This window comes from Dolichospermum sp. DET69 (genome assembly GCA_017355425.1).
Lineage (GTDB): Bacteria > Cyanobacteriota > Cyanobacteriia > Cyanobacteriales > Nostocaceae > Dolichospermum.
Genome location: CP070233.1, coordinates 4,515,568 through 4,532,314, shown reverse-complemented (window position 1 = coordinate 4,532,314; position 16,747 = coordinate 4,515,568). Strand labels below are relative to the sequence as shown.

At 43.0% G+C, this 16,747-nt stretch carries 11 protein-coding genes and 2 pseudogenes; 9 read left to right on the top strand and 4 right to left on the bottom strand.

Annotated elements, in window-relative coordinates; all coding sequences use genetic code 11:
- Positions 1–52 precede the first annotated feature (52 nt).
- Positions 53–1,075, bottom strand: a pseudogene (locus EZY12_20745) (calcium-binding protein).
- Positions 1,076–1,159: 84 nt separating this feature from the next.
- Positions 1,160–3,127, bottom strand: a pseudogene (locus EZY12_20740) (hypothetical protein).
- A gap of 27 nt (positions 3,128–3,154) precedes the next feature.
- On the opposite strand from EZY12_20740, the gene EZY12_20735 reads away from it, so the two are divergent.
- The 8 genes from EZY12_20735 (at position 3,155) to EZY12_20700 (ending at position 14,290) form a co-directional block, all read left to right on the top strand.
- Positions 3,155–3,367 (top strand): hypothetical protein, encoded by a 213-nt coding sequence (locus EZY12_20735; GenBank protein ID QSX67141.1) that lies wholly within the window; start codon positions 3,155–3,157, stop codon positions 3,365–3,367.
- Between the two features lie 503 nt (positions 3,368–3,870).
- A complete protein-coding gene (locus tag EZY12_20730; GenBank protein QSX67140.1) occupies positions 3,871–4,980 on the top strand; it encodes an S-(hydroxymethyl)glutathione dehydrogenase/class III alcohol dehydrogenase in 1,110 nt (369 codons plus the stop codon).
- 732 nt (positions 4,981–5,712) lie between these two features.
- Positions 5,713–6,282 carry a recombinase family protein gene (locus EZY12_20725; protein QSX67139.1) on the top strand — a complete coding sequence of 190 codons (570 nt, stop codon included), beginning with the start codon at positions 5,713–5,715 and terminating at the stop codon, positions 6,280–6,282.
- Positions 6,283–6,286: 4 nt separating this feature from the next.
- Complete coding sequence (locus tag EZY12_20720; protein ID QSX70756.1) at positions 6,287–7,933, top strand: transposase family protein; 1,647 nt, start codon at positions 6,287–6,289, stop codon at positions 7,931–7,933.
- Positions 7,923–8,894 carry an ExeA family protein gene (locus EZY12_20715; GenBank protein ID QSX67138.1) on the top strand — a complete coding sequence of 324 codons (972 nt, stop codon included), beginning with the start codon at positions 7,923–7,925 and terminating at the stop codon, positions 8,892–8,894. Before EZY12_20720 ends, EZY12_20715 begins: the two co-directional genes overlap by 11 nt.
- A 325-nt stretch (positions 8,895–9,219) precedes the next feature.
- Positions 9,220–11,481: a GAF domain-containing protein gene (locus EZY12_20710; protein ID QSX67137.1), complete on the top strand. Its 2,262-nt coding sequence runs from the start codon at positions 9,220–9,222 to the stop codon at positions 11,479–11,481.
- Positions 11,478–11,957 carry a response regulator gene (locus EZY12_20705; protein QSX67136.1) on the top strand — a complete coding sequence of 160 codons (480 nt, stop codon included), beginning with the start codon at positions 11,478–11,480 and terminating at the stop codon, positions 11,955–11,957. The genes EZY12_20710 and EZY12_20705 overlap by 4 nt, the downstream gene beginning before the upstream one ends.
- 53 nt (positions 11,958–12,010) lie before the next feature.
- A complete protein-coding gene (locus EZY12_20700; GenBank protein QSX67135.1) occupies positions 12,011–14,290 on the top strand; it encodes a response regulator in 2,280 nt (759 codons plus the stop codon).
- On the opposite strand, the gene EZY12_20695 is transcribed toward EZY12_20700, so the two are convergent.
- Positions 14,241–15,722, bottom strand: coding sequence for an addiction module component (locus tag EZY12_20695; protein QSX67134.1), 1,482 nt, complete (start codon positions 15,720–15,722; stop codon positions 14,241–14,243). The genes EZY12_20700 and EZY12_20695 overlap by 50 nt on opposite strands.
- Positions 15,723–15,749: 27 nt before the next feature.
- Positions 15,750–16,358 carry an IS607 family transposase gene (locus EZY12_20690; protein QSX67133.1) on the bottom strand — a complete coding sequence of 203 codons (609 nt, stop codon included), beginning with the start codon at positions 16,356–16,358 and terminating at the stop codon, positions 15,750–15,752.
- An 11-nt stretch (positions 16,359–16,369) separates the two neighbouring features.
- Here EZY12_20690 and EZY12_20685 point away from each other — a divergent pair, with 11 nt between their 5' ends.
- Complete coding sequence (locus EZY12_20685) at positions 16,370–16,732, top strand: response regulator (GenBank protein QSX70755.1); 363 nt, start codon at positions 16,370–16,372, stop codon at positions 16,730–16,732.
- The last annotated feature ends 15 nt before the right edge of the window (positions 16,733–16,747 follow it).

The following is a 16,747-nucleotide window of genomic DNA, read 5'->3' as shown; positions in this document are numbered from 1 at the left end:
CTTCATTCAGATTTTCTGTGATAATATCACCGGAATTATCAACATAGTAGGAATCATTACCACCCCCACCAATCATAATATCATTACCAGCGCCACCAATCATGGTATCTGCACCTTCTCCACCTATGAGAATATTAGCAGCAGTATTACCTATAATGAGATTATTAAGGGCATTACCAGTAGCATTAATAGCAGATGTGCCTTGTAAAGTTAGATTTTCTAGGTTATTTCCTAATGTGTAGCTAACTGTGCTGAAAACTGTATCAGTTCCTTCATTCAGATTTTCTGTGATAATATCACCGGAATTATCAACATAGTAGGAATCATTACCACCCCCACCAATCATGGTATCTGCACCTTCTCCACCTATGAGAATATTAGCAGCAGTATTACCTATAATGAGATTATTAAGGGCATTACCAGTAGCATTAATAGCAGATGTGCCTTGTAAAGTTAGATTTTCTAGGTTATTTCCTAATGTGTAGCTAACTGTGCTGAAAACTATATCAGTTCCTTCATTCAGATTTTCTGTGATAATATCACCGGAATTATCAACATAGTAGGAATCATTACCACCCCCACCAATCATGGTATCTGTACCTGCTCCGCCTATGAGAATATTATCAGCAGTGTTACCTGTAATGAGATTATTTAGGGCGTTACCAGTCCCATTAATAGCAGATGTGCCTTGTAAAGTTAGATTTTCTAGGTTACTACTTAAGGTGTAATTAACTGGACTGAAAACTATATCAGTTCCTTCATTCAGATTTTCTGTGATAATATCACCGGAATTATCAACATAGTAGGAATCATTACCACCCCCACCAATCATGGTATCTGTACCTGCTCCGCCTATGAGAATATTATCAGCAGTGTTACCTGTAATGAGATTATTTAGGGCGTTACCAGTCCCATTAATAGCAGATGTGCCTTGTAAAGTTAGATTTTCTAGGTTACTACTTAAGGTGTAATTAACTGGACTGAAAACTATATCAGTTCCTTCATTCAGATTTTCTGTGATAATATCACCGGAATTATCAACATAGTAGGAATCATTACCACCCCCACCAATCATGGTATCTGTACCTGCTCCGCCTATGAGAATATTATCAGCAGTGTTACCTATAATGAGATTATTTAGGGCGTTACCAGTCCCATTAATAGCAGATGTGCCTTGTAAAGTTAGATTTTCTAGGTTACTACTTAAGGTGTAATTAACTGGACTGAAAACTTTATCAGTTCCTTCATTCAGATTTTCTGTGATAATATCACCGGAATTATCAACATAGTAGGAATCATTACCAGCACCACCAATCATGGTATCTGTACCTGCTCCGCCTATGAGAATATTATCAGCAGTGTTACCTGTAATGAGATTATTTAGGGCGTTACCAGTCCCATTAATAGCAGATGTACCTTGTAAAATTAGGTTTTCTAGGTTACTTCCTAAGGTGTAATTAACTGGACTGAAAACTTTATCAGTTCCTTCATTCAGATTTTCTGTGATAATATCACCGGAATTATCAACATAGTAGGAATCATTACCACCCCCACCAATCATGGTATCTGTACCTGCTCCGCCTATGAGAATATTATCAGCAGTGTTACCTGTAATGAGATTATTTAGGGCGTTACCAGTCCCATTAATAGCAGATGTACCTTGTAAAATTAGGTTTTCTAGGTTACTTCCTAAGGTGTAATTAACTGGACTGAAAACTGTATCAGTTCCTTCATTCAGATTTTCTGTGATAATATCCCCGATATTATCAACATAGTAGGAATCATTACCACCCCCACCAATCATGGTATCTGCACCTGCTTTACCATCGAGCGTATCATTACCTGCTCCACCTGTAAGGGTATCATTACCTGCTCCACCTGTGAGAATATTTGCCTCAAATGCACCAATATCATACCCAGCGCCAGATGGACGAGGGTTACCTGCAAAATCGGTTGTTAAAACTGTCCACACAAAACCCTTGTCAATTGCTGGACTAGTGGAGTGAAGTTGAAAATCCCCAATTGAGGCATTTACAAACTGAGGGTTGGCGACAATATCATTAGTACCTTTAACTGGTATAATGGTACTGTTAGCGTATAGGTTATAGTTATATGTAACGTTTGTATTATTATAATTGCTGTTAACCTTATTTCCAGAAATAGCGTAGAGAATGTTATTAATAATTTTGACATCAGATGAGGAATTGGCAAATATTTCTCCATAGTCTATTTCTGGACTTTGACTATTTAAATAAGCGGTGTTATTAACAATATCAACATGATCGCTCTGATAGGTGTGAATCCCCGAACCTCCATTTTGAAACACGATATTGTTTTTTACCAAAGTCCGTCCACTATATGCACCTAATGTAGACCCATTTTGCGTATTTCTGGAATCATCAATACTAATACCATTGCCATCAGTAATTTTTCCACCACCATAAAACCAGGGAATGTATTGACGATTATTGTAAACTTTATTGTTTGAGATAATCATCTTATATCCCTGACTACTATCAAGTCGCCAATTTTGGTAATTAGTAATACCACTGTTAGCGTAGACAGAGTACCAAGCATTATTATACACTTCATTACGATTTATAGTCACATAGTCGGCTTGAATTGTAGCAATACCTCCCCCTCCGAAATCATGAATTTTATTATTAATAATACTTATATGATGAGGATGACCATTTTTCCTTCCATCAATAATGATACCGTTGCCGTTTGTTGTCGGATTGTAAGGGTTGTCTTTTTGACTAAGTGCATAAGCAAAAGTAATATTGCTATTGTTCCCGATCAGCTCCAATCCGTTAATCTCGATATAAGAAGCTCCATTGGTAATTGAGATCGCATTCCAGCCATTACTCTGAAGCTTCGGGGAATGACCAGGATATGCTTTATAAGTAATGGGTGCATTTGAGGTTCCAGAGCGTGTAATTGATACTATTCCACCAAGAGGATCAGTATTTGCATATACTCCATCCATAATGAATACCGTATCTCCCGGATTGGTGAGATTTGCCGCTTTTTGAATCGTTTTGAAGGGCGATGAGGTAGAGAGTCCATCATTGCTATCGTTACCAGCAGTACCTGCGCTTATGTAATATGTTCTTATAGTATTCATCAAATTTACTCTATGTAATTACTAGCAATGCTTAAAGTATTATTATCTCAACCTCGTAATTTGGCAATAGTTAAGTTACGGCGGAATTTCTTCCAAGGTAAAGTCTTCCAGGATTCACGCTTAGTTGTCTCTGTGTCTAATCATGCTCTGCGACCGTTTGTGTATTCTGAACACCTCAAACCAATTACGGTTTGTCCTACCCGAATTGAAGGAGTTCCGCTGCTCGTCCAGCCTACCTAGGGTTCGACCGCCCTTAGACCTTCAATCCGTTTTTATTCGTTCCCTCGGTTAGATTGATAGTTCCGTTAGGTGTAGCCAATTCAACCACTGGATTCCCTGGACTCTTGCCGCTACCCTTCTAATGTGCGGCGGGAATTAGCTCCAGTGAAGTCAGGTATAGATGTTGTGTCCTGCTTATGGGTAGGTTGCTTTTCTAGGCTCTGTTTTACCATAGGAACTCCCCATTAGCACCAGTGTCACCCCACAACGGATGTCTGATTATGCCTTCCAGCTTCACCCTCCAGATACCGAGTCTGGTCAGTGTGGGCAGATAGGGAGTCATGCCTGAGTCTGGCAGATGGGACTTACACCCATATCAGACCGAGAGTTCAACCTTTCTCCATGGTTGGATTGGGTTGGTTAGCTTATGTACGGACTGAATACCGTGATTCAGCTAACAACGAATCGCACTAAAAGTCCCAATTAGATAATTACTATTTATCAATACAAGACAGGAGAATTTAATGAAAGTTAAAGCAGCAGTAGCGTACAGCGCAGGTAAACCTCTCACGATTGAAACCGTAGAATTAGCACCCCCACAAGCCGGAGAAGTATTAATTGAGATTAAAGCCAGTGGGGTTTGTCATACTGATGCTTTTACTCTTTCTGGTAATGATCCTGAAGGTTTATTTCCGGCTATTTTAGGACATGAAGGGGCGGGTATAGTTGTCGAAGTGGGGGCTAATGTCAAAAGTCTCAAACCTGGAGATCATGTAATTCCTTTATACACGCCTGAATGTCGGCAGTGTGATTATTGCTTAAGCTTCAAAACTAATCTCTGTCAAGCCATTCGCGGTACACAAGGACGGGGGTTGATGCCCGATGGTACGAGCCGTTTTAGGATCGGTGGTGACATGATTCACCATTATATGGGTACATCCACTTTCGCTAATTATACGGTATTGCCAGAAATCGCCGTTGCTAAAATTCGGGAAGATGCGCCCTTTGACAAAGTTTGTTATATCGGTTGTGGTGTGACTACAGGTATTGGTGCAGTCATTTACACAGCCAAGGTAGAAGCAGGCGCAAATGTGGTAGTTTTTGGTTTGGGGGGAATAGGATTAAATGTGATCCAAGGGGCGCGAATGGTGGGCGCAAATAAGATTATTGGAGTAGATATTAATCCTAATAAACGGGCTTTGGCTGAAAAAATGGGGATGACACATTTTGTAAATCCCCAAGAAGTTGCAGGTGATTTAGTTCCCTATTTAGTAGATTTAACAAAAGGTGGTGCTGACTATTCGTTTGAATGTATTGGTAATGTCAATACCATGCGTCAGGCTTTGGAATGTTGTCATAAAGGTTGGGGTGTAAGTGTGATTATTGGTGTGGCTGGTGCGGGTAAAGAAATCAGCACTCGTCCGTTTCAATTAGTCACAGGAAGGGTTTGGAAAGGTTCGGCTTTTGGTGGTGCAAGAGGACGGACAGATGTACCAAAAATTGTAGATTGGTATATGGATGGGAAAATTAATATTGACGATTTAATTACTCATGTAATGCCGATTGAAAGGATTAATGATGCTTTTGATTTGATGCACAAAGGGGAATCTATTCGGACTGTGGTCACGTTTTAGGTTTTTGTCTTAGAGGATATTTTAAAAGTCTCTCATGGTGTATCAAATATTTTCAGATCCTCATAAATCCCCCTTAAAAAGGGGGACTTTGACTCTAGTTCCCCCCGTTTTAAGGCTACGGTGTACACACAAGTCCTACCTGTCTTAGTTTCGGCCTATTTCGCCCCCTAAATCCCCCAATTCTGGGGGACTTTGAAAATTCTTGTTCCCCCAATTTTGGGGGTTAGGGGGCGATTCAATCACTTGTGTGTACACCGGAGCTTTTTAAGGGGGTTAGTGGGGAATGGCTTCGCCACGCAAGCTATCAGTAAGTGTAGCGACCTGCAATTATAAATGCCCAAACCTGCAATCAAGACATTTTCAAACCGGGATTATTTGCAACTATAATTTCATTTGAACCAGAATTAACTGCAACTGAACCAGGATTAAATGCAACCAACCTGCAATCATCGCTTTCAACCAGGATTAATTGCAACTGACCGAAAGTCCCGTCAAACGGTAGTTGTCCAGTTTGCTCAAAAAACACCCCAATTTATCAACAAAACTATTTGAACTTCAGCCAGGATTAAATGCAACTATAAAGGTAAAAAAAACGGTCGTTTCTTTTACCGCTATTACTTCCATCAAACAAAACCAAAACTGAATCAAGTTTAGTAACGAAACTCGGTAATTATATCAAAGGCAATATATGCTGTTAGGTAACGAGTTTATTTACTTGTTGGGGTTCAAAGTATGTTGATAGGCTATGCCCGCATTTCAACAGATGACCAAAATCTGAATCTGCAAAAGGATGCTTTGCAGCAGGCTGGTTGCGAGAAAATTTACTCCGACCGAATCAGCGGTGCAAAAGCAGAACGACCTGGACTCTCCTTGGCATTGGAAGTAGCAAGGACTGGTGATGTTTTGGTTGTATGGAGACTAGACCGCTTGGGAAGGTCACTCAAAGATCTGATTTCAATGATGGAAACCTTGGATAAGCGAGGAATTGGGCTTTCTAGCTTGCAAGAATCCATCACCACCACAAATAACAGTGGTAGATTGATTTTCCATTTATTCGGTGCATTGGCTGAATTTGAGCGCAACCTCATCCGTGAACGCACGACGGCTGGACTTGTAGCAGCACGAGTGCGTGGTCATAGGGGAGGTAGACCAAAAGCCCTTGATCCAACTAAACGTCAATTAGCAGTAAGACTTTATACGGAAAAACAATACACAATTATTGAAATATGTAAGTTAATGGGAATTTCCAAACCAACGCTCTACAACTATATTGCAGAGATAAAAACTGAACATGGTACATAAGCAAATCCCTGTAGAGGCACTTATTAATTTACGCCACCGCCTCGACGGATTGCCCAGCCGTTGTCAAGAGCGGCGAATTCTCATCGAAGAGACAGCAGCATTGTATGGAGTGTCAACAGATACACTATATCGTGCTTTGCGTAACTCATCACGCCCAAAATCCATAAATCGCTCAGATAGCGGAACCCCTAGAAAACTTTCGCTGGAGGAAATGGAACGTTACTGCGAGATAATCGCGGCCATGAAAATCCGTACTAGTAACAAGAAAGGGCGACATATCTCCACAGTCCGAGCGATTGAACTGTTGGAGGAGTTTGGGATGGAAACACCCGATGGTTTTGTCCAACCAGATAAAGGTGCGTTAACTAGAAGCACTGTCAATTATTACTTAAAAACGTGGGGGTATGACCAACAACGCATGACTAGGCAACCGCCTGCTGTGCGTTTTCAAGCGGAGTACAGCAACGAATGTTGGCATTTCGACCTCAGCCCATCTGATTTAAAACACGTAAAACAGCCATCGTGGGTAGAACCAGGGAGAGGGAATCCATTACTGATGCTTTATAGTATTGTTGATGACCGTAGTGGTTTATGTTATCAGGAATATCACTGTGTTTATGGGGAGGATGTGGAAGCTGCATTGCGGTTCTTATTTAATGCGATGACAGCGAAAACAACCGACGGATTTGCCTTTCAGGGGATTCCAGAGATGATTTATACCGACAACGGGCCCATTGCTAAAAGCCACGTATTTCAAAACGTGATGGATTGTCTGAGAATCAATCTTGTTACCCATATGCCTGCGGGTAAAGATGGTCGCCGGGTAACAGCTCGATCCAAGGGTAAAGTGGAAAGACCTTTTCGGACAGTCAAAGAAGCCCACGAAACTCTGTATCACTTTCATGAACCGGAAAGCGACATTGAAGCTAACTTATGGTTGCGCCAATATTTGTTGCATTACAACGACAAACCACACCGCATAGAACCGCATTCTCGGATGGAAGATTGGTTGCGTAATATACCTAAGTCTGGCTTACGTTCGATGTGTAGTTGGGAGCGATTTTGTACCTTTGCCCGCGAGCCACAACGCAGAAAAGTGGGAACAGATGCTAGGGTATCGGTAGAGGGTGTGGCTTATGAGGTAGAACCGGACTTAGCAGGAGAAACTGTCGTGCTATGGTGGGGTTTGTTTGACAACGAACTGTACGTAGAGAAAGAAGACCGTCGTTACGGACCATTTTATCCAGTTGACGGACCTATCCCCTTACACCGCTACCGTAAATTTAAGAAAACTAAAACTGAAGAACGGGCAGATAAAATTGCCAATTTAGCTAAAAAGTTGGGTTTGCCACGGACTGCCTTGGATAAAAACGCGGACTTACAATTTCTGGTGGATAAATATAAGGAATTGGAGCCAACTGTTACACCTTTTAATGACCCCGACCCATACCAAGAATTTACTTATCCGACTGTATTGTTTGCTAAGAGGGCGATTTCTGAACAACTGGCCAAACCTTTGGCTAAATTGTCTCCCGAACAATTGGCATTCATTGATGCGCTGCTGGCTGAGACTCTGAATAAAAAAGCGATTATTGAACGAGTGCGACAATATTTCCGCTCAAATAAGGGAGAGGAACAAAATGCTCACTGAAGTCATGGAACACTTTCGGTTACTCAGGGAGTTCCGCAAGGCTGGCTACTACGAGACAGAACACCAAAAACAATTGTTTAAGGATATTAAAGTCGCAATCCATTCAGGAAAGCTGGTTGCCATTACGGGAATTATCGGATGTGGCAAGACAACGACTTTACGACGTTTGTTTGAGGTTTTGGAGAAAGAAGGCAAGATTTTAGTCTCGAAATCGCTTTCTGTTGATAAAAACCGAGCGACGCTGCCAACACTGATTGCTGCCTTATTTTACGATTTATCAACAGATAAGGAAATTAAAATTCCTGCACTTGGGGAAAAAAGGGAACGAGAACTGCGTGACCTGATTAGAAAAGGTAAAAAGCCTGTGGCGTTGTTTGTAGATGAGGCTCACGACTTACATTACAGTACGCTTACAGGACTCAAACGTTTAATTGAGGTAGTTGAAGACGGTGGTGGTACGCTCTCAGTAGTGTTAGCTGGTCATCCGAAGCTGAAAAATGATTTGCGCCGTCCAACTATGGAAGAAATTGGCTATCGGGCAACTGTCTTTTCCTTGGAGGGTATTGTTGGTAGCCAAAAAGAATATATTGAATGGTTGGTATCTAAATGTACTACTGAAGATACCCAAATAAGTGACATATTGGAGCCGGATGCCATTGACTTACTTGCCACGCGGTTGAGGACACCATTGCAAATTGAGCAACATTTGACACTAGCTTTCGAGGCTGCATACCTTTTTGGAGAAAAAACAGTTACCACAGCGATTATTGAGTCGGTTTTATCTAAGCAAATTGACGATTTGGAACCCACCTTAACCCGGCATGGCTACGATGTAAGAGGCTTGGCAGAACAGTTTAATGCCAAACCAGCGGAAATTAAATTGCTGTTTCGCCGACAACTTGACCCAGCGCGATCTCGTGAATTACACGAGCAAATGTTGGCGGCGGGACTGCCACTTTGAGCGGATTGAAACTGCGATAAAAATGTTAATATTTATAGTTGCAATTAATCCTGGTTGAAAGCGATGATTGCAGGTTGGTTGCAATTAATCCTGGTTCAGTTGCAATTAATTCTGGTTGAAGTGTAATTATAGTTGCATTTAATCCTGGTTTGAAAATCCCTTGATTGCAGGTTTGGGCATTTATAATTGCAGGTCGCTACAAGTAAGTACCTAAAATCACCACTCACGCAATCTCTTTTAGAGATCCCCAAGGGTATGTATTGTTTGTTGTATGCCCCCTTTTGTTCCCCGCTTTTGAGCTTTGGTTTCGTACCCATAATTATTCATGACCCATCAAAATGTTGACTTAACCGATTGCAACCACGAACCGATTCATATTCCGGGACTAATTCAGCCCCACGGCGTGCTATTGGTGTTGCAAGAAACTGACTTGACTATCATCCAGGTTAGTAGCAACACGCTTGAGTTAATCCGTATTTCTCCTGATGAATTATTAGGTAAACCGTTATTAACCTTACTCGCTCCCAAGCAGATTGCTGCAATTCGGCAATGCTTAAGCGAAGATTTTGATCATGTGAATCCGTTGGATATCTCCATCGAAAGTGCAACCAAAGTGTTACTGTTTGATGGAATTTTACATCGCCAGAATGCGCTAATTTTTTTGGAATTAGAACCCAAACAGGAAAGCCAGAAGGCAGATTTTTTTGAGTTTTACCAGCGTGTTAAAGGCATGATTACCAAGATTCAAAAGGCTCCCACCTTGCTAAAAATGTCCGAAGCGGTAGTGAAAGAAGTGCGGATGGTTACGGGGTTTGATCGCGTCATGGTCTATCGGTTTGATGCAGAAGGAGCCGGGCAAGTAATCGCAGAAACTCGGGCAGACGATCTGACTTCTTATCTAGGCTTATACTACCCTCAGAGTGACATTCCTGACCAAGCAAAAAAGCTTTACACCCTCAACTGGCTGCGGTTAATTCCTGATGTTACCTATCAGCCGAGCGCGTTAGTTCCGGCGCACAATCCAGTGGACGATCGCCCCACAGATTTAAGTTTATCCGTGCTGCGGAGTGTGTCTCATGGTCATCTGGAATACCTCAGCAACATGGGAGTTGGGGCTTCCATGTCAATTTCTCTGATTCAAGAGCAAAAGATGTGGGGGCTGATTGTCTGTCATCATTCAACTCCTCGCTATGTGCCTTATGGTGTGCGGACGATGTGTGAGTTTGTGGGGCAAGTGATGTCGGTGGAACTGTCTAACAAGGAAGCTCGTGAAGACTTAGACTACAAAATAACCTTGAAGTCATTGCAAGGCAAACTAGTCGAATCACTGTCTCAGTCAGAACGCTTTTTGGATGGGTTGCTCCAACTAGACTCAAATTTGCTTGATCTCGTTAGTGCATCAGGAGCGGCAATTTGTACGGTAGATCAAATTATTCGCATCGGTCAAACGCCACCAGAAACTGAATTGACAGCCCTACGAGATTGGGTCAAAACTCAGATTCAACACAACCTGTTTCAGACGCGATCGCTCTTTCAGCTTTACCCCGCAGCAGCATCTTTTAAGGCAGTTGCCAGTGGGCTATTGGCGCTAAAACTCTCTGGGTTCCACCAAAATTACATTTTCTGGTTTCGCCCAGAGGTGATTCAAACCGTGAATTGGGCTGGCAACCCCAACAACCCTGTAGAAGTGACAGACAGCGGAGAAAAACGGCTATTACCGCGCAAATCATTTGAAAAATGGCAAGAAACGGTACAGGGTTGCTCATTACCTTGGAAAGCTTGTGAAATCGAAGTGGTAGACGAACTGCGGAGCCTGATTGTGGGCGTGATTCTCAAGCAGGCGGACAATTTGGCAAAAATCAACCTGGAGCTAGAGCGCAGCAACATTGAACTCGATTCGTTTGCCTACATTGCGTCTCATGATCTCAAGGAACCACTCCGAGGGATTCACAATTACTCCAATTTCTTGATGGAGGATTATGCAGAAGTGTTGGATGCTGATGGAGTTGCCAAACTGCATACCGTCGTGCGGCTGACTCAGCGAATGGAAGATCTGATTAATTCACTGCTGCACTATTCTCAACTCGGACGCGCCGAACTCTCTCGCCAATTCACCAACCTCAATGAAGTGGCGCAACAAGCGATAGATACCTTGGGAATCAGTCAGCCGCAGAGCTTGATCAAGTTCCTGTTTCCTCGTCCCTTGCCAACGATCTGCTGCGATCGCGGCCAAATGAGTGAGTTATTCACCAACCTGCTTACCAATGCCATTAAATACAATGACAAATCTGAGAAATGGGTGGAAATTGGTTTCATTGAGTCAGACGGAGGCGATCCTCAAAACCCGTTACTCTACACCTTTTATATCCGTGACAATGGCATTGGCATTCCGCCTCAGCATTTGGAGCGAGTGTTTCAAATTTTCAAACGGCTGCATGCTCAAGACCAGTATGGCGGTGGAACGGGGGCAGGTTTGACAATTGTGAAAAAGATCGTCGAGCGACATGAGGGAAAAATCTGGGTGAAATCAACTCTCGATGAAGGTAGCACGTTTTACTTCACGCTGGGAGCAAGAGGGCAATCATGAGTGAATTATCTGTTACCGCGATCCAGAAACCCCCGCTCTTATTAGTCGTTGAAGACAGCAATGAAGATTTTGAAGCATTCCAACGCTGTGTCCGGCGATCGCCGTTGACAATCCCGATTTATCGCTGTGTGGATGGCGATGACGCTCTAGCATTTCTGTATCGCACAGGTCGCTACGCTGATGCCCAAATCGCCCCGCGTCTAGGACTGATTTTGCTCGATCTCAACTTACCCGGAACGGACGGACGAGAAGTATTGCAAAAAATTAAACAAGATGAGAATATGAAGTTAATTCCGGTTGTTATATTTACAACTTCTAACAATCCCAAAGATATTGAAGCCTGTTATAGACAGGGTGTTAATAGCTATATTGTCAAACCTATGGATTTTAACCGATTAAAGCATAGTATTCAAATTTTAATAGACTACTGGTTTGATACTACGATTCTTCCCACTGATGTGGTAAAACCACGCTAGTCAATAACCCCACCTTGAAGAAGGATGGGGCTTGTAATTAACAAAAATTACGTATGAACACTCAACTTCATCGCACTATCTTGATTGTAGAAGACAGCCCAGAAGACCGCGAGACGTACAGACGATATTTGCTGCGCGATCACGACTATGACTACACGATCATAGAGGCAAGTCTGGGTAAAGAAGGATTGAATCTTTGGCGACAGCACAAGCCAGATGTAGTGTTGCTCGATTATCAACTTCCCGACATGGACGGGCTAGAATTTCTCGTTTCCCTGCAAACTCAGCAACCGCAAACGCCTATGTCAATTGTGATGATGACAGGCGTTGGCAGCGAAGCGATCGCCGTCCAGGCGATCAAGGCGGGTGTACAAGATTATCTGGTTAAGGAACAAATCACTTCAGAGGGTCTGAAACTGGCGTTGGACGCAACGATTAAGACGGTACAGATCCAAACTCAACTCCAAGAGCGCATTGATCGAGAGCGGGTCATCGCCCAGATTTCGCAAAAAGTCTCTCGCTTGCTCGACTTAAACGAGATTTTACACACTACCGTCACAGAAGTGCGGCAATTTCTTCAGACTGATCGCGTGATCGTGTTCCAGGTAGATCCAGACGACAACGACAACGGCAGGGTAGTAGCAGAATCTGTGGGCGCAGACTGGCGATCGATTCTGTCAGAGCAGATATATGATCCCTGTTTTGTCGAGAGCTATGTTGATCCCCAGCTTCAAGGAAGGGTGAGTGTCAAAGCCGATATTTACGATAGCAGCATCAATCCATGCTACGTTAAACTCTTGGAGGGGCTTCAAGTCAGAGCGAATATAGTGGTGCCTATTTTGCACGACAACTATTTTTGGGGTGTGCTGATTGCTCATCACTGTGCTGCCCCTCGTCAGTGGCGATCGTTAGAGATTGATTTACTTCAGCAGTTGTCCATACAGGTCAGCGTTGCCATCCGCCAAGCAGAGCTTTATCAGCAAGTCAAAAACGAACTCGCGGAGCGCAAACGCACAGAGGAGGTACTGCGTCAGAGTGAGGAGTTTAGAAAACAGGTGTTAGAGAGCAGTCGTGACTGCATCAAAGTCCTTGATCTCGATGCACAAATTATATATATAAATGCGGGAGGGCTGTGCCTGCTGGAGATCGACGATTCAACTCCCTATCTAAACACAAATTGGGTCAATTTTTGGCAAGACGAATCTCGGCAAAAGGTAGAAGCAGCGATTGCGCTGGCAAAGTCAAAAGAGACAAGTAGATTTCGGGGCTTTTGTCTGACTGCAAAAGGGACACCAAAATGGTGGGATGTGATTGTGACTCCGATGTTGGATCAGGAAGGACAAGTCAGTCAACTATTAGCGACTTCCCGAGACATTACCGATCGCGTTCAACTTGAACATGATCGTGAGCTGATCCTACAACATAAACAAGCTGCCTTAGCGGAATCAGAACGAATCAACCACATCAAAGACGAGTTTCTAACCGTGCTATCTCACGAATTGCGATCGCCTCTCAGCCCGATCTTAGGCTGGACAAAACTGCTGCAAACTCGCAGACTCGATGAAACCAAAACCATCGCCGCATTGGAGACGATAGAGCGAAATGTTAAAGCGCAATGTAAATTGATTGATGACCTGCTGGATATGGCTCGCGTGTTGCACGGCAAGCTAAGTCTGAATCCTGCTTCTGTCAATCTGTTATTGGTGATTAAATCTGCGATTGATACTGTGCAGACTGCGGCGATCGCCAAATCCATGCAAATTAATCCCGTGCTATGGGATATCGGGCAAGTTTTGGGAGATGACGTTCGGCTCCAGCAGATTATTTGGAACTTGCTCACGAACGCAGTTAAGTTCACTCCCAGCGGCGGACGCATTGACATTCGGCTAGAGCAAATCAACGACCAGGCACAGATCACCATCACAGACACGGGCAAAGGCATCAGTCTAGACTTTCTGCCCCACATCTTTGAGTCGTTCCGCCAGGAAGATGCTTCCATAACTCGTAAACACGGTGGGCTAGGGTTGGGCATGGCAATTGTCTATCAATTGGTCGAAGCCCACGGCGGCACTGTCACCGCTGACAGCCCTGGGGAAGGGAAAGGAGCTACTTTTACTGTCAGGCTACCCTTACTCAACGTCAACTCAAAGGCAGATCAATCTAGCCCATGGCCAGAGCAAAACCTGGATCTAACTGGCATCCGCGTGCTGATCATTGACGACGATCCAGATAGCCGCGAACTCATTTCGATGGTCATTGCTCAGGGATACACAAATAACGTAGTTAACCAAGGTCAAACAACGTCAATTGCTTATAGTTCGCTCTCTGATTGACCTTGTTCGCAAGTTTGCTTTTAGGTTCTAGAGTCTGGGGCTTATCCTTGCCCGGTTTCGCTTCAGTCTCCACTATTAGGGATTCCCGAAACTTCTGAGTTCGTTCTAGTAATATTACTTTTACGTTTGAATGTTTCATGTAACGAGTGATTTCAACGTCACCCATTCTTACTAGAACGTTATCAGCAGCGTTAGTATCTGAGTGCATCACGACCCCATCATGTCCGGTAAACTTGTCACCATTTCTAGTCCCCGTTAAGGTACTAAATCTGGAGTCAAGTTGTGACGTATACGCACAATTAACACTAACAACCGTGCAACCTACACGGGTTGAAACTTGTTTGAGGGCATCCGCAACTATCCCCTTGCACCATGAAGAAACATTTCTCTTCATGCGCTTTCTCATGGGCTTTTTGCCTTTTATTTGCTCCGTCAAATCTTCAAAAGCTACCTTGATCGCATCTGTCATCAAGTCATGCGTAGCTGTAAAAACTATTGTTTGAATCCTACCTTTAAAGGATGTTTCCCGATTGTCCCACTTGATTCTACCAAGATTATTCCGTTTAATTCTATCAGCCTTAGCACCATTTCCTTTAGCTGTAGACTTGTTAAAAACTGACTTGATTTTATTACGTTTAACTTGTTTCGCTGTTCTGTAATCGGTTTCTTGAGTTTGGATTTTACCAAAGTCATTACCTAAAAATCTAGCGCCATCGTTAGAAGATGTGGCATAAACTTCGGTGTAACCTCTATCACATCCAATTATTTTACCCTCGGTCTTTTTTTCAGCTTTTTGGATGTCAGTTGTGTAATGTATTTGCCATCTACTATTACGCTTAATTAGCCTTATCTGACACTTGATTTCTGTTGGTAAAGTCGTTGGTAGTTTGAGAGTTTTACATGGAGTTAAACCTCCAAAACGCAACCACACCACACCTTTATCATCTGTTTTAGTATCATAAGCCTTTACAATAATTTGGTTACAAACTTTCGTGTGTCCTCGATACCAAAACTTTCTAACTAAGGTGCAAAGTTTGGGATGTTCCAACCATTCCCGACTTTCTAAGGTAAGTTGTAAAACTCCTTTTTTAGCCTGAAAAGACTGGAACGATTGCCCCAAAGATTTTATCACCTTCTCAACACAAGCAGCCTGAACTAAATGAATATCATCAATTACGTCATAGAGAGTCGCTTCCCATAACTTAGCAGGTAATTGATATTTGTCTTTTAAGGTGCGTAGCTGTTTGTCAATCTCAAATTTAGAAACACCCCAGGCTTTCAACGACCCGAACTCGTTCCACAGGTCAGAGCGTAGTTTACCCAAGCTCAAAGCGATCAAATCAAGCTCGTTAGATTTCCAGTTATTTAGTTTTTCAGTTCCTAAAATAGCGATTCTCGTAACGGTTAACTGATTCTTTACCTTGAGTTTCATGAGTTTGGCTTACTACGTCTTTTACTACTATACACCCATTGACTCGTATTGACTACTATTTGTTTCATGAATATTTTGCTCTTCGGCTATTTTTTTCTTGTAAGCCCGAAGGAAGTAAAGTTTGGAGGAAAAGCAGTGCATGATAGCCATAAAGTCCTGCATTAACTCTTCGTGTGGTGATAACTTGGCATTGTTTACCACAACAATTTTGCAGCTGTGAAGGTTGCAAAACCACTCAACGAACTCAAATCCAAATCTGCATAATCTGTCTTTATGCCCTACGACAATTTCAGAGATTTGATTCTGGGCAACTTGAGTCATTAATTTAAGAAAGTTTTTCCGCTTCCAATTCATGCCACTAGCCACATCCTTGACGACTCGACATCCTGGGTAGGTTTTACCTAAAAATTCTATTTGTGTGTCAAGGTCTAACAACTGGGTTTTTGTGCTGACACGGGCGTAAAGAACCCGCTCTTTATCCGTTGAGACTGTTTTTATAAACGCTGATTCTGGATATCTTCGATGTCCACCAGGGGAACGGATACATTCTATTTTCCCTAAGTCAGCCCATTCTGCCGTCGTCTTAGGGTGATAGCCGAACTGTTTATAAACTTGTTCTGGGGTTAGGTATTTCATCTTTCGGTTAAATACGATTAACCCCAGTATACTACGTTATTTTGAGATTAGAGAGTGTGGCTGGAGCCGAAGCAACAACCGTCGCCTCTGCCGCTGAATTTCTCAATGTCCTGGAGTCATTTCAGCCCGATGTGGTAGTGAGTGATATTGGAATGCCAGAAGTAGATGGCTATACGCTGCTCAGACAGGTGCGGTCTCTGTCCCCAGATCAGGGAGGGCAGGTTCCGGCGATCGCTCTGACTGCCTACGCTGGCGAAATTGATCGGCAACAAGCGATCGCCGCAGGCTTTCAGAAACACATTGTCAAGCCCATTGAACCCGATAAATTGGTGGTGGCGATCGTTAGTTTACTGAGCAGGCAAGTGCTATCTTGACTGACAGAAGACTCT